The organism is Enterobacter sp. WP_7_1 (assembly GCF_003688535.1).
Classification (GTDB): domain Bacteria; phylum Pseudomonadota; class Gammaproteobacteria; order Enterobacterales; family Enterobacteriaceae; genus Enterobacter; species Enterobacter asburiae.
The window spans coordinates 133,709-147,845 of record NZ_REFK01000001.1 but is presented as its reverse complement, the minus strand read 5'-3'; the positions used below and the strand labels follow the sequence as shown (position 1 = coordinate 147,845).

General features: G+C 56.5%; 16 protein-coding genes. 6 read left to right on the top strand and 10 right to left on the bottom strand.

Annotated elements, in window-relative coordinates; all coding sequences use genetic code 11:
• Positions 1 to 34 precede the first annotated feature (34 nt).
• From xseB to BJ885_RS00735, 4 genes are all read left to right on the top strand, one after another.
• A complete protein-coding gene (gene xseB, locus BJ885_RS00750; RefSeq protein ID WP_045328337.1) occupies positions 35 to 277 on the top strand; it encodes an exodeoxyribonuclease VII small subunit in 243 nt (80 codons plus the stop codon).
• The gene (ispA, locus tag BJ885_RS00745) at positions 278 to 1,177 is read left to right on the top strand and encodes a (2E,6E)-farnesyl diphosphate synthase (RefSeq protein ID WP_029741669.1); all 900 of its coding nucleotides are present in this window, start codon (positions 278 to 280) and stop codon (positions 1,175 to 1,177) included.
• A 24-nt stretch (positions 1,178 to 1,201) separates the two neighbouring features.
• The gene (dxs, locus tag BJ885_RS00740; RefSeq protein ID WP_029741670.1) at positions 1,202 to 3,064 is read left to right on the top strand and encodes a 1-deoxy-D-xylulose-5-phosphate synthase; all 1,863 of its coding nucleotides are present in this window, start codon (positions 1,202 to 1,204) and stop codon (positions 3,062 to 3,064) included.
• A 63-nt stretch (positions 3,065 to 3,127) separates the two neighbouring features.
• Complete coding sequence (locus BJ885_RS00735) at positions 3,128 to 4,102, top strand: aldo/keto reductase (protein ID WP_121930969.1); 975 nt, start codon at positions 3,128 to 3,130, stop codon at positions 4,100 to 4,102.
• A gap of 62 nt (positions 4,103 to 4,164) precedes the next feature.
• On the opposite strand, the gene thiL is transcribed toward BJ885_RS00735, so the two are convergent.
• The 5 genes from thiL to nrdR form a co-directional block, all read right to left on the bottom strand.
• The gene (gene thiL, locus BJ885_RS00730) at positions 4,165 to 5,136 is read right to left on the bottom strand and encodes a thiamine-phosphate kinase (protein ID WP_121930968.1); all 972 of its coding nucleotides are present in this window, start codon (positions 5,134 to 5,136) and stop codon (positions 4,165 to 4,167) included.
• Between the two features lie 77 nt (positions 5,137 to 5,213).
• On the bottom strand, positions 5,214 to 5,633 hold the full coding sequence (nusB, locus tag BJ885_RS00725; RefSeq protein WP_006809908.1) for a transcription antitermination factor NusB: 420 nt from the start codon (positions 5,631 to 5,633) through the stop codon (positions 5,214 to 5,216).
• Between the two features lie 21 nt (positions 5,634 to 5,654).
• Positions 5,655 to 6,125 carry a 6,7-dimethyl-8-ribityllumazine synthase gene (gene ribE / locus BJ885_RS00720; protein WP_006176874.1) on the bottom strand — a complete coding sequence of 157 codons (471 nt, stop codon included), beginning with the start codon at positions 6,123 to 6,125 and terminating at the stop codon, positions 5,655 to 5,657.
• A gap of 87 nt (positions 6,126 to 6,212) precedes the next feature.
• The gene (ribD, locus tag BJ885_RS00715) at positions 6,213 to 7,316 is read right to left on the bottom strand and encodes a bifunctional diaminohydroxyphosphoribosylaminopyrimidine deaminase/5-amino-6-(5-phosphoribosylamino)uracil reductase RibD (RefSeq protein WP_121930967.1); all 1,104 of its coding nucleotides are present in this window, start codon (positions 7,314 to 7,316) and stop codon (positions 6,213 to 6,215) included.
• 4 nt (positions 7,317 to 7,320) lie between these two features.
• Positions 7,321 to 7,770 (bottom strand): transcriptional regulator NrdR, encoded by a 450-nt coding sequence (gene nrdR / locus BJ885_RS00710; RefSeq protein WP_008503337.1) that lies wholly within the window; start codon positions 7,768 to 7,770, stop codon positions 7,321 to 7,323.
• 152 nt (positions 7,771 to 7,922) lie between these two features.
• Between nrdR and BJ885_RS00705 the strand changes: the two genes are divergently transcribed.
• Complete coding sequence (locus BJ885_RS00705) at positions 7,923 to 8,462, top strand: DUF3251 domain-containing protein (RefSeq protein WP_032661748.1); 540 nt, start codon at positions 7,923 to 7,925, stop codon at positions 8,460 to 8,462.
• 268 nt (positions 8,463 to 8,730) lie between these two features.
• The gene (locus BJ885_RS00700; RefSeq protein WP_025756198.1) at positions 8,731 to 9,615 is read left to right on the top strand and encodes a nucleoside-specific channel-forming protein Tsx; all 885 of its coding nucleotides are present in this window, start codon (positions 8,731 to 8,733) and stop codon (positions 9,613 to 9,615) included.
• Positions 9,616 to 9,735: 120 nt separating this feature from the next.
• On the opposite strand, the gene BJ885_RS00695 is transcribed toward BJ885_RS00700, so the two are convergent.
• From BJ885_RS00695 to yajC, 5 genes are all read right to left on the bottom strand, one after another.
• The gene (locus BJ885_RS00695; protein ID WP_047648575.1) at positions 9,736 to 10,416 is read right to left on the bottom strand and encodes a YafY family protein; all 681 of its coding nucleotides are present in this window, start codon (positions 10,414 to 10,416) and stop codon (positions 9,736 to 9,738) included.
• A gap of 14 nt (positions 10,417 to 10,430) precedes the next feature.
• Positions 10,431 to 10,796, bottom strand: a complete 366-nt coding sequence (locus BJ885_RS00690) for a VOC family protein (RefSeq protein WP_111963427.1) — start codon at positions 10,794 to 10,796, stop codon at positions 10,431 to 10,433.
• Between the two features lie 142 nt (positions 10,797 to 10,938).
• Entirely contained in the window at positions 10,939 to 11,910 is a 972-nt protein-coding gene (gene secF / locus BJ885_RS00685; protein ID WP_023334689.1) for a protein translocase subunit SecF, read from the bottom strand.
• A 10-nt stretch (positions 11,911 to 11,920) separates the two neighbouring features.
• Positions 11,921 to 13,768 (bottom strand): protein translocase subunit SecD, encoded by a 1,848-nt coding sequence (gene secD, locus BJ885_RS00680; protein WP_071789390.1) that lies wholly within the window; start codon positions 13,766 to 13,768, stop codon positions 11,921 to 11,923.
• Positions 13,769 to 13,795: 27 nt separating this feature from the next.
• Complete coding sequence (gene yajC / locus BJ885_RS00675) at positions 13,796 to 14,128, bottom strand: preprotein translocase subunit YajC (protein ID WP_003859109.1); 333 nt, start codon at positions 14,126 to 14,128, stop codon at positions 13,796 to 13,798.
• Positions 14,129 to 14,137: the final 9 nt, after the last annotated feature.

Below are 14,137 nucleotides of genomic sequence, written 5' to 3'. Positions count from 1 at the left end.
ATGTCGGGGCTGAGAATATAAGAGTCAATTCACTATGCCGAAGAAGAACGACGCACCGGCCAGTTTCGAAACTGCGCTGAATGAACTGGAGCAAATCGTTACCCGTCTTGAGAGCGGCGATCTCCCGCTGGAAGAGGCGCTCAACGAATTCGAGCGTGGCGTGCAGCTGGCGCGCCAGGGGCAGGTCAAACTACAGCAGGCCGAGCAGCGCGTGCAGATCCTGCTTTCCGACAGCGAAGACGCGAAAACCACGCCTTTCACACCGGACGCCGAGTAAATGGATTTTGCCAACGAGCTTCAGGCGCGTGTCGTACGTGCCAACGACGCCCTGCGCCGTTTTATTGCGCCACAGCCTTTTCAGAACACTCCACTGGTTGAAGCCATGCACTATGGCGCACTCTTGGGTGGAAAGCGCCTGCGCCCGTTCCTGGTGTACGCCACGGGCAATATGTTTGGCATCAGCGATAACACGCTGGACGCCCCGGCAGCCGCCGTTGAGTGCATCCACGCCTACTCGCTGATCCACGACGATCTCCCGGCCATGGACGACGACGATTTGCGTCGGGGTCAACCCACCTGCCATATCAAGTTTGGCGAGGCGAATGCCATTCTGGCGGGTGATGCCCTGCAAACGCTGGCGTTCTCGATTCTGAGCGACGCGCCGATGGCGGAAGTGGCCGACCGCGACCGCCTGGCGATGATCTCCGAGCTGGCCATGGCCAGCGGCGTGGCCGGCATGTGCGGCGGACAGGCGCTGGATCTTGAAGCGGAAGGACGTCAGGTTAATCTGGAACAGCTGGAGCGTATTCACCGCCATAAAACCGGGGCGTTGATTCGTTCAGCCGTTCGCCTGGGCGCGCTGAGCGCGGGTGAACAAGGGCGCAAAGCCCTGCCGATTCTGGACAGATACGCAGAAAGTATCGGTCTGGCATTCCAGGTTCAGGATGACATTCTGGATGTGGTGGGCGATACTGCAACATTGGGTAAACGTCAGGGTGCGGACCAGCAACTTGGCAAAAGTACCTACCCCGCCCTGCTGGGTCTTGAGCAAGCCCAACGTAAAGCCCGGGATCTGATTGATGATGCCCGCCAGTCGCTAAATGAACTGGCCGCGCAATCGCTGGATACCTCGGCACTGGAAGCGCTAGCGGACTATATAATCCAGCGTAATAAATAAACTATATATCTCGATGAGCCTTTGATGAGTTTTGATATTGCCAAATACCCGACACTGGCGTTAGTTGACTCCACCCAGGAGTTACGTCTGTTGCCGAAAGAGAGCCTGCCGAAGCTGTGCGACGAGCTGCGTCGCTACCTGCTCGACAGCGTTAGCCGCTCCAGCGGCCATTTCGCCTCCGGGCTTGGCACGGTTGAGCTGACCGTGGCGCTGCACTACGTCTATAACACGCCGTTCGATCAGCTCATCTGGGACGTGGGCCACCAGGCCTATCCGCACAAAATTCTGACCGGACGTCGCGATAAGATTGGCACCATTCGCCAGAAAGGCGGCCTGCACCCGTTCCCGTGGCGCGGTGAGAGCGAGTATGACGTGCTGAGCGTCGGCCACTCCTCCACCTCCATTTCGGCGGGCATCGGTATTGCCGTTGCCGCCGAGAAAGAGAACAAGCAGCGCCGCACCGTCTGCGTAATTGGCGACGGCGCCATTACCGCCGGTATGGCCTTCGAAGCCATGAACCATGCGGGCGATATCAAGCCGGACATGCTGGTTATCCTTAACGATAACGAAATGTCGATCTCCGAGAACGTCGGCGCGCTGAACAACCATCTGGCCCAGCTGCTCTCCGGCAAGCTTTACTCCTCGCTGCGTGAAGGCGGCAAGAAGGTTTTCTCCGGCGTACCGCCGATTAAAGAGCTGCTCAAGCGTACCGAAGAACACATCAAAGGCATGGTCGTGCCGGGCACCCTGTTTGAAGAGCTGGGCTTTAACTATATTGGCCCGGTTGACGGCCATGACGTGCTGGGTCTGGTGACCACGCTCAAGAACATGCGCGACCTGAAAGGCCCGCAGTTCCTGCACATCATGACCAAAAAAGGGCGTGGCTACGAACCGGCGGAAAAAGATCCGATCACCTTCCACGCGGTACCGAAATTTGACCCGTCGAGCGGCTGTCTGCCAAAAAGCAGCGGCGGCATGCCGAGCTATTCAAAAATCTTCGGCGACTGGCTGTGCGAAACCGCAGCCAAAGACAACAAGCTGATGGCGGTGACGCCTGCCATGCGTGAAGGCTCCGGCATGGTGGAGTTCTCCAGAAAATACCCTGACCAGTATTTCGACGTTGCCATTGCCGAGCAGCATGCGGTGACGTTTGCAGCGGGCCTGGCCATTGGCGGCTACAAGCCGGTTGTCGCTATCTACTCCACCTTCCTGCAGCGTGCCTACGATCAGGTGATCCACGACGTGGCGATTCAGAAGCTGCCGGTACTGTTTGCTATCGATCGTGCGGGCATCGTCGGTGCCGACGGCCAGACGCACCAGGGCGCGTTTGATCTGTCGTTCCTGCGCTGTATTCCGGATATGGTTGTCATGACGCCAAGCGACGAGAACGAATGTCGTCAGATGCTGTTTACCGGCTACCACTATCAGGATGGCCCAAGCGCCGTTCGCTACCCGCGCGGCAATGCGGTAGGCGTTGAGCTTCAGCCGCTGGAAAAACTGCCGATCGGTAAAGGTCTGGTGAAGCGTCGCGGTGAAAAAGTGGCGATCCTGAACTTCGGCACGCTGATGCCAGAGGCGGCTAAAGCGGCTGAAGCGCTGAATGCCACCCTGGTGGACATGCGCTTTGTGAAGCCGCTCGACGAATCTCTGATCCTGAGTATGGCTGAGACGCATGACGTGCTGGTCACGCTGGAAGAAAACGCCATCATGGGCGGCGCGGGCAGCGGCGTGAACGAGGTGCTGATGGCGAACCGTAAAGCCGTGCCGGTGCTGAACCTCGGCCTGCCGGATCATTTCATTCCTCAGGGTACCCAGGATGAAGCCCGTGCGGCTATTGGCCTGGACGCCGCCGGTATCGAAGCCAAAATCCGCGCCTGGCTGGACTAACCCCTTCCCCTTTTCCGCTCCTGCTATGCTTAAACCTGGTGTTTAAACAGCAGGAGCGGAACCGTGCAATACACAACATTAGGAAAAACGGACCTTAAGGTTTCCCGACTTTGTCTGGGATGCATGACCTTTGGCGAGCCCGATCGGGGAAACCACGCCTGGACGCTGCCGGAAGAGAGCAGCCGTCCGATTATCAAACGCGCCATCGAGGGCGGCATTAACTTCTTTGACACCGCCAACAGCTACTCAGACGGCAGCAGCGAGGAGATTGTCGGCCGCGCCCTGCGCGATTTTGCCCGTCGTGATGACATTGTCGTCGCCACCAAGGTCTACTACCCGGTAGGCGATCTGGCTGAGGGCCTTTCTCGCGCGCAGATCCTGCGCTCCATTGATGACAGCCTCAGACGCCTGAACATGGATTACGTCGATCTGCTGCAGATCCACCGCTGGGATTACAACACACCAGTCGAGGAGACGCTTGAAGCACTGAACGACGTGGTCAAAGCCGGGAAAGCTCGCTACATCGGCGCGTCGTCTATGCACGCGTCGCAGTTTGCCCAGGCGCTGGATCTCCAGGCGCAGCACGGCTGGGCGCGCTTTGTCACCATGCAGGATCACTACAATCTGATCTATCGTGAAGAAGAGCGCGAGATGCTGCCGCTGTGCCATCAGGAGGGCGTGGCGGTGATCCCGTGGAGCCCGCTGGCGCGCGGCCGCCTGACCCGCCCGTGGGGGGAAACCACGGCTCGCCTGGTATCGGATGAAGTGGGAAAAAATCTTTATTCCGGTACAGAAGCCAGCGATGCGCTGATTGCCGAACGATTAGCCGGAATTGCCGACGATACCGGTGCCACTCGCGCGCAGGTAGCGCTGGCGTGGCTGCTGGGCAAGCGCGGGGTCGCGTCGCCGATTATTGGAACGTCGCGGGAAGAACAGCTGGACGAGCTGCTGAATGCGGTGGATATCACGCTGACGCCGGAGCAGATTGCCGAGCTGGAGACGCCGTATCAGCAGCATCCGGTGGTGGGGTTTAAGTAAGCTCCATCTTTGGTAGGCCGGGTAAGGCGAAGCCGCCACCCGGCAATACAGAGCGCACAACATCACGCGAAGTGATCGTACCCTTTCCAGTCCAGCGTAACGGGCGCACCGTCTTTTACAAACTTCAGCCCTTCGCTCTCCGGCATAATCTGACCGATGCAGGTAAACTTCGCGCCGAGATGCGCTAACGCCACGTCCAGCGTTCCACGGTTGAGCTCAGGCACCGTGAAGCACAGCTCATAGTCTTCTCCACCGGAGAGCGCCCAGCGCAGGGCCTGCTCAGGCTCCACATGGCGAAGCAGCTGCTCAGACAGCGGGAAGATATCCAGGTCAACGCGCGCACCTACGCCGCTGGCCTTCAGTATATGCCCGAGGTCCGAGATCAGCCCGTCAGAGAGATCGATAGCCGAGCTTGCCCGTTCGCGCAGCGCCTGGCCGTGCAGAATACGCGGTGTTGGCCGCAGGTGGCGCTTCACCAGATACGCCGCATCGTCAGCGTCTTTAACCGTTAAACGGTTCTGCAGGATCGCCAGCCCAGCCGCGCTATCGCCCGGCGTACCGGTCACGTAGATCCAGTCGCCGGGTTTTGCACCCGAGCGCTTCAGCGCGCGGCCGAGCGGCACGTAGCCGTGGATCGCCAGCGTCATCGACAGCGGCCCGGCAGTGGTATCACCGCCAATCAGCTGCATATCGTAATAATTCAGCTGTTCAAACAGCGCGTCGCTAAAGGCTTCCAGCCAGGCTTCATCCACCTCTGGCAGGGTCAAAGCCAGCGTCAGCCACGCGGGATCGGCGCCCATCGCCGCCAGATCGCTGACGTTAACCGCCAGCGCTTTATACGCCAGATCGGCAGGATCGATATCGGGTAAGAAATGACGGCCGCACACCAGGGTGTCGGTGCTGATTGCCAGCGTCTGTTTTTCGGGAATATTGAGAAGTGCACAGTCATCGCCAATGCCGGTTTCAACATCAAGACGAGAGGTTCTGACACGGTCGAAATAACGGGCAATCAGGGAGAATTCGCCGCATGCCATACGTTATGCCTCAGCAAATAAAAGAAAAAACCGGAGCCGCACTGCCCGTCAGGCAATGCAGGACTCCGGTTTGCGGATCACTTTTTGTGGGGACGGATCGCAGGTGCTGCTTTATCAAGTACGCCGTTTACAAACTTGTGGCTGTCTTCAGCGCCGAAGGTTTTCGCCAGCTCGATCGCTTCGTTGATGGCCACTTTATACGGCACATCATCACGTTTAGACAGCTCAAACAGCGCGATACGCAACACTGCTTTTTCCACCTGACCCAGCTCTTCGAGCAGGCGGGACAGGTATGGCTTCATGAGGCCATCGAGATACGCGCTATTAGTCGCCACTCCCGACAGCAGTTCGCGGAAGTACAGAACGTCAACGTCTTTTACGTCCTGTTCTGACAGGAACTGGTATTCAACATCAGCGATGTCGTTCTGGGACAACTGCCAGGAGTAAAGTGCCTGGACGGCACATTCACGGGCGCGGCGACGAGCAGCAGGTTTCACGGAATTCCCCTTACAAAAAAATCAGGCCTTGATGGCTTTCAATACATTGATCATTTCAAGCGCGGTCAGTGCAGCTTCTGCACCTTTGTTACCGGCTTTGGTGCCAGCACGTTCGATGGCTTGTTCAATACTTTCGGTGGTCAGCACGCCGAACGCGACAGGAATTTCAGCATCCTGCGCAACGTGTGCCAGACCGTTGCTTGCACCGCCCGCAACGTATTCGAAGTGCGCAGTGCCGCCACGAATAACGGTACCCAGCGCAATCACCGCGTCGTATTTACCGGTTTTCGCCAGCGCGCCCGCCGCCAGTGGCAGTTCGTAAGCGCCTGGAACCCAAACAACGGTAATGTTGTCATCTTTAACCTGGCCGATACGTTTCAGGGCGTCAATCGCACCTTCCAGCAGGCTGTCGTTGATGAAGTTGTTGAAACGCGCAATGGTGATGGCGACGCGAGCGTCCGGGGTAGCTACAGCAGCTTCAATAATGTTCATACTCTTCCTTTACGGGTTCATTTGGCCCCGCAGGGGGGCGGATTTTATCATAATACTTTGCGCACTGCTTCCCTATTTCAGGAGCAATTACGCTGTCGTTAAGTGGAGGCAGACATCCGGGCCTACCGGACGAATCTCGCTAAATTTGAGTTGCGGTGCGTCGGCCAGTTTTTCAAGGCCGGGCAGCACAAACAGGCCGCGCGCGTCGTGACCTAACAGTTTAGGCGCAACGTAAACAATCAGCTCATCCACCAGCCCGGCCTGTAAAAGCGCACCGGCGAGCGTTGGCCCCGCTTCAACCCAGATGCTGTTCACCTGCTGCTTGCCGAGCAGCATCATCAGCACCACCAGATCCAGATGACCGTTATGCTCCGGCACCATAATACTGCGCACGCCTTCCGGCCATTCACGCGTATCTTCTTTGGTGCGGGCAATCCAGGTTTCACCCGGCTGCTGGACGATGCGGTGCGCCGGCGTCACGCGGTTGTGGCTATCAATAATAATACGCAGCGGCTGACGCAGGTTCTCCTGCGGGTACAGCGCCTGGGTATCGGCATTCAGCTCGTCCCAGCGCACGGTCATGGCCGGATCGTCAGCCAGAACGGTTTCACTGCTGGTGAGAATAGCATGGCTTTGCGCGCGAAGACGTTGCACATCGCGCCTTGCCTGTGGCGACGTGATCCACTGGCTTTCGCCGTTTGCCATCGCCGTACGACCGTCCAGCGAGACGCCCAGCTTGAGCTGAATATACGGGAACCCCGTGCGCATGCGCTTCAGAAAGCCTTTGTTGATCGCTTCCGCGTCCTGCATCATCAGACCATGGCTGACGTCAATGCCTTCCTGCTGCAGGCGATACAGACCGCGTCCGGCAACCTGCGGATTCGGGTCCTGCATTGAGGCGACCACGCGTGAAACACCCGCCGCGATCAGCGCTTCGCAGCACGGCGGCGTACGCCCGTGATGGCTGCAGGGCTCCAGCGTGACGTAGGCTGTGGCACCGCGCGCCTTCTCACCGGCCATGCGCAACGCATGAACCTCGGCATGCGGCTCGCCAGCACGATAGTGAAACCCCTCCCCTACGATCTCGCCATCTTTAACGATAACGCACCCGACGTTCGGGTTGGGATGGGTAGTAAAACGACCGCGCTGCGCCAGCTTCATGGCTCTCGCCATGTAAATCTCATCCTGCATGAGCTTAATCCTGTAAGCGGGCGATCTCTTCGCCAAACTCTTTGATGTCTTCGAAGCTGCGGTAGACCGAGGCGAAGCGGATATAGGCGACCTTATCGAGCTTTTTCAGCTGCTCCATCACCAGGTTGCCGATCATTTTGCTCGGTACTTCACGCTCGCCCAAACCACGAAGGTAAGATTTTATGTGGTTTAACGCCATCTCAACGTCGTCCGCGCTGACGGGACGTTTTTCCAGGGCCTTCAGCATCCCGCTGCGCAATTTCTCTTCATTAAACGGCTCGCGCACGTCGTTGCTTTTTACCACGCGCGGCATTACCAGCTCTGCAACCTCAAAGGTCGTGAAACGCTCGTTGCACACCAGACACTGCCGACGACGGCGTACGGAAGACCCTTCGCCCACAAGACGAGAGTCGATGACTTTGGTATCCACAGCGGAGCAGAATGGGCAATGCATACGGTATCCCTGTTATCTGGTTAACTACTTTTCATTTTACCCTGATCTGGCCTGACAACAAAGGAAGAGCTTTTTGAGACAAAGGATCTATGTCTTAGACGGTGATGCTGGCTACCATTAAGGCGATCCGTTATTTCAAGGAAATAAACGCAATGACAAGACGTTACCTTAAAATTTTGCTGGTGGGGAGCCTCTTCACCCTTAGCGCCTGTGCACAGCAAACCGAAGTCCGTCAGATGAAACAGAGCGTGAATACGCTCAATACGGCGATGGACAAACTGAATAAAGAAACGGTGAAAATCACCCAGCAAAACGCGCTGAACGCCAAATCCAGCAGCGGGGTTTATCTCCTGCCGGGAGCGAATACGCCTGCGCGTCTCAATAGCCAGATTGGCACGCTGAAAATGTCTCTGGTGAATGTGGCGGCGAATGCAAATGGTACTCGCGCAACATTACGCATCCAGGGCGAGTCCAACGATCCGCTGCCAGCCTTCAGCGGCACCGTCGAATGGGGACAGATCCAGGGCACCACTGAGAGCTACCAGGAGGTGAATGTTAACAGTCAGCTGTTCACCGCACCGGCCAGCGTGCTGGCTCCAAGCGATGTTGACATTCCGCTACAGCTTAACGGACTCACTCCGGAGCAGTTAGGTTTCATCCGCATTCACGATATCCAGCCCGCCGCGCAGTAACCCCCTCTTTTAGCGGAGTGCAATGTCACTCCGCTAACATTTACATTTCGTATGGATTGGCAACATAAATGATTGCCGCTACAATCCCGGCCGTTTAAAGTACGCAAACGTGAACGCAATCGATTACGCATGTGAGAGATATGTGAAACAACACATATTTTTGTGAGCAAGGATTCCTATAATAGGCTCCGCAGAAACACGAAATATTTTGATACGCAAATCGCGCATTTTTCACTCCCGGAAGGGAATTTCAATCAGTGGCATGATTATGAAAAAAACATTACTCGCAGCTGGCGCTGTACTGGCACTCTCCTCTTCTTTCACTGTTAACGCAGCGGAAAACGATAAACCACAATATCTCTCCGACTGGTGGCACCAGAGCGTTAACGTGGTTGGCAGCTACCACACCCGTTTCGGACCTCAGATCCGCAACGATACCTACCTGGAGTACGAAGCATTCGCCAAGAAAGACTGGTTTGATTTCTACGGCTATATGGATGCCCCGGTCTTCTTCGGCGGTAACACCGACGCGAAAGGTATCTGGAACCACGGTTCCCCACTGTTCATGGAAATTGAACCACGCTTCTCTATTGATAAACTGACCGGTACCAGCCTGGCGTTTGGTCCGTTCAAAGAGTGGTACTTCGCGAACAACTACATCTACGACATGGGCCGCAACAAGTCCGGTCGCCAGAGCACCTGGTACATGGGTCTGGGTACGGACATCGATACCGGCCTGCCAATGAGCCTGTCTCTGAACGTGTATGCTAAGTACCAGTGGCAGAACTACGGTGCCGCGAACGAAAACGAGTGGGATGGCTACCGTTTCAAAGTGAAATACTTTGTGCCAATTACCCAGCTGTGGGGCGGCAACCTGAGCTATATCGGCTTCACCAACTTTGACTGGGGTTCAGATCTGGGCGACAACGACTTCCGCGACCTGAACGGTAAGAAAGCGCGCACCAACGACTCCATCGCCTCCAGCCACATCCTGGCGCTGAACTACGATCACTGGCACTACTCTGTTGTTGCGCGTTACTGGCACAACGGTGGTCAGTGGAACGACGACGCGAGCCTGAACTTCGGCAACGGCGACTTCAGCGTCCGCTCTACCGGCTGGGGTGGTTACCTGGTTGTGGGTTATAACTTCTAACCTGTTCGGGACTGTGCGGGCTGATGCCCTCACCCTGCCCCTCTCCCACAGGGAGAGGGAACAAATACTAAAAACGGCAACATACGTTGCCGTTTTGCTTTTACCTCGCCGCCAGGCTTTTTACTGCTTAACCTTTCGCAAAAAATCTGCCAGAGATCTGTCCGCACTCTCGCTAAACCGCCTCTCCGTCTGCACGATATTGAGGCACCGGTCGAGCCGGAAACAGCGATAGTCATCGCGCCGTTCGCACCACGCTGCCAGCAACCAACGCTCTCCCCAGAAGAACAAGCCCAGCGGCTGAACCTCACGTTTAGAGAGTTGCCCGGCCTCATCACGGTAATGCAGCGCCAGCACGCGCTGGGCGGAAATCGCCTGATGGATCCTGTCAAAATCGCTGCGGGAGTGGCTTTGCATGCAAAAATCCGGGGCGTAGATCCGCGTCTGCTCCGCCTTTCGACGACTCTCCTCGGGCAGGATAGCCAGCACCTTCTCCTGAGCCGACTCCAGCTCGCGCGACAGCGATTCCCCTCCCCAGGTTTTGAGCAGGCGAATCGCGACGATCAGCGCCTCTGATTCCCTATTAGTCAGCATCAGCGGCGGCAGGTCAAAACCCGACATCAGCCGATATCCGCTCCCCGCCTCACCTTCCACCGGCACGCCGGAAAGCGACAGATCACGGATATCGCGGTAGACCGTGCGCTCGGACACGCCAAGCCGATCCGCCAGATGCGCTGCCGTTGTCAGACGCCTGCCCCGCAGGATCTGCACAATCTGAAACAAACGGTCAGCGCGTCGGGTCATATCTTATTCCGCTCTCAGGCAGGTTGATGGAGGCCGACGCGGTTACCCTCGCTGTCGGTAAACAATGCGATAGTGCCAATGCCATGCGGCAGTTCCAGCGGGCCAAACACGCACTCGCCGCCCGCGGAGGCGATGCGATCGAGCGTGGCCGCCAGATTGTCAGTATGCAGGTAAATAATAGCGCCCTGCAAAGACGGTGTAACGCCGTCAAATTTTGCCAGCGCCCCGCCGGTACCCGGATCCTCATGCGGGAAAACGGCCAGCTCCGCGCAGTCCATTTTCTCGCGACGTAGCGCGAGCTGCATCACCGGCTCATAAAATTTGATGGCGCGATCCATATCCGAGACCGGAATTTCAAACCAGTTAATTACGCTTTTCATATATTCTCCTGCCTGTTGTTTGGGTTCAGGAGAAGTCTACGACAGGGCTCCTGACAGCATACTGTCAGGAGTGTTTGTCAGGATCAGATAAAAAAAATCCCGGTCAACAGACCGGGATTTCGATAACGCGCTAAACGTCGCCTTACGGCAGAATGGACGGCTGATCCGCCCCTTCTTTCTCGACTTTCTGCTGGAGCAGGTGCTCGCGCTTCATGCCGAGTTTCAGTGCCAGTGCGGATGCTACGTAGATAGACGACGCCGTACCGATGGTGACACCGATCAGCATGGTCAGCGAGAAGCCTTCCAGTACCGGACCACCGAAGAGGAACAGCATCAGGATCACCATCAGGGTGGTGCCGGATGTGATCAAGGTACGGTGCAGCGTCTGGGTCAACGACACGTTAAAGATTTCGTACGGCGTACCGCGACGGATCTTACGGAAGTTTTCACGGATACGGTCAGATACCACGATACTGTCGTTCAGTGAGTAACCGATAACGGACATCAGGGATGCCACAATCGTCAGGTCAATCTCAATGTGGAACAGCGACAGTATGCCCATGGTGATCACCACGTCGTGCGCCAGAGCGATAACCACACCGGCCGCCAGTCGCCACTCAAAGCGGAAACCGACGTATACCAGGATGGAGATCAGCGCCACCAGCAGCGCCATCGCACCGGTCTGCGCCAGATCAGCACCCACGCTTGGGCCGACGAACTCAATACGCTTGACCGCCGCGTTCTGGCTGGTTGTTTCGTTAATCACGCTAACAACCTTGCTGCCCAGCTCCTGGCTGCCGTTGGCATCGTGCACCGGCGGCATACGCACCATGATGTCGCGGCTGCTGCCGAAGTTCTGCAGCAGCGGCTCTTCAAAGCCCGCTTTCTGCAGAGACAGACGCATCTGGTCCATATCGACCGGTTTTTCCAGGGAGATCTCGATGACCGTACCGCCGGTGAAATCCAGACCCCAGTTAAAGCCTTTCACGCTCATAATGCCGATGGACAGAATCAGCAGTAAACCTGAAATGCCGAAGGCCCAGTAGTCCCAGCGCATAAAGTCCCAGACTTTACGGCCGTGGTTCAATTGTTCAACAGTATATTCCTGTGCCACAACGCACTCCTCAGATAGACAGCTTTTTGACGCGCTTGCCGCCGTACAGCAGGTTCACGATGGCACGGGTGCCGACAATAGCGGTAAACATTGACGTTGCGACACCGATACCGGTTGTAATCGCAAAGCCTTTGATCGCGCCAGTACCCACTGCATACAGGATAAGAACCTTAATCAGTGTTGTTACGTTCGCATCGAAGATGGAGCTGAACGCACCTTTATAGCCTTCGTCAATCGCCTGCTGAATAGAGCGACCGTTGCTCAACTCTTCTTTGATACGTTCGTTAATCAGTACGTTGGCGTCGACCGCCACCGCAAGGGTAAGAACGATACCCGCAATCCCCGGCATGGTCAGCGTCGCCCCCGGCAGCAGGGACATAATGCCGATGATCAGCACCAGGTTGGCGATCAGCGCGGACGTCGCAATCAGACCAAACTTCTTATAGAAGAAGATCATGAAGAGGATAGAGACCACCAGACCGGCCAGACACGCTTCCAGACCCTGCTGGATATTTTGCATACCCAGAGTTGGACCAATGGTACGTTCTTCAACAATCTGAATTGGCGCAATCAGCGCACCGGCACGCAGCAGCAGAGAGAGCTGACGCGCTTCGTTCGGGTTGTTAATACCGGTGATACGGAAGCTGTTACCCAGACGAGACTGGATATTGGCGATGTTAATCACCTCTTCCTCTTTCACCAGCACCGCACGACCGTTTGCATCTTTCTTACCGCTGTCTTTGTACTCCACGAACAGGGTCGCCATCGGTTTACCGATGTTGTCCTTGGTGAAGTTAGACATGATGTTACCACCCGCGCTATCAAGCGAAATGTTAACCTGCGGCTGGTTGTATTCGTCCTGGCTCGACGTGGAATCGGTGATGTGGTCACCGGTCAGAATCACGCGTTTGTACAGCACAACTGGCTGACCTTCGCGGGTCTGTTTCACTTCGGAGTCACCCGGAATACGCCCTGCGGCAGCAGCGGACTGATCGACGTTGGAGTTCACCAGACGGAATTCCAGGGTTGCGGTCGCACCCAGAATCTCTTTCGCACGCGCGGTATCCTGGATACCCGGCAGTTCAACCACGATACGGTCAGCACCCTGACGCTGTACCAGCGGCTCAGCCACGCCCAGCTGGTTTACACGGTTACGCAGAATGTTGATGTTCTGCTGAACGGCATATTCACGCGCTTCTTTCAGACGCGCATCGGTCATCACCGCGCGCAGCTGGTTGCTGCCCTGAGAGGTGATTACCAGGTCACGGTGACGTTGGGTCAGGTAATCTACAGCCTGATCGCGCGCCGCACTGTCGCGGAACGTGATGCTCATACCGTAGTTATCTTCTTTACGCACGGTGGTGTAAGCGATGCCTTTATCACGCAGATCGCTGCGCAGGCTGTCGATATTCTGTTCCTGCAGCTTGCCAAGCGCGGTATCCATATCCACTTCCATCAGGAAGTGAACGCCGCCACGCAGGTCAAGACCGAGTTTCATTGGCTCTGCTTTCATCGCAGCCAGCCAACGCGGGGTTGCAGGGGCAAGGTTAAGCGCCACGACGTATTTGTCACCCAGCACGCCCATCAGCGCTTCGCGAGCGCGGAGCTGCGTGTCGGTGGTGTCGAAGCGAGCAAGAATTGCACCCTCTTCCAGAGCCACAGACTTAGCGGTAATTTTTTCTTCTTGTAACGTTTTCTGGACCTGGATCAGCGTTTGCTCACTGGCGGCGACACCGCGCGCGCCAGTGATTTGAACAGCCGGATCCTCACCATACAGGTTGGGAAGCGCGTACAGCAGGCCGACGAGAATCACGACGACCAGCATGATGTACTTCCACAAAGGATAACGGTTTAACACGGCAGTTCCCTTTGGGAAAAGTTGGGATTACAGCGCCTTCATGGTGCCTTTCGGCAGAACGGCAGCTACGAAGTCACGTTTGATGACCACTTCAGTGGTGTCGTTCAGGGCGATAGCAATGTAGCCGTTTTCAGCCACTTTGGTTACGCGACCTACCAGACCACCGTTAGTCAGTACTTCATCGCCTTTCGCAATGGAGTTCATCAGGTTTTTGTGCTCTTTGGTGCGCTTCTGCTGTGGACGCAGGATCATGAAGTAGAAGATCAGACCGAACACAACCAGCATCAGAATCAGAGACATCGGGCTGCCCTGCGCTGGAGCACCTGTTGCCGCTACCGCATCAGAAATAAAAAAGCTCATTCAAATTCC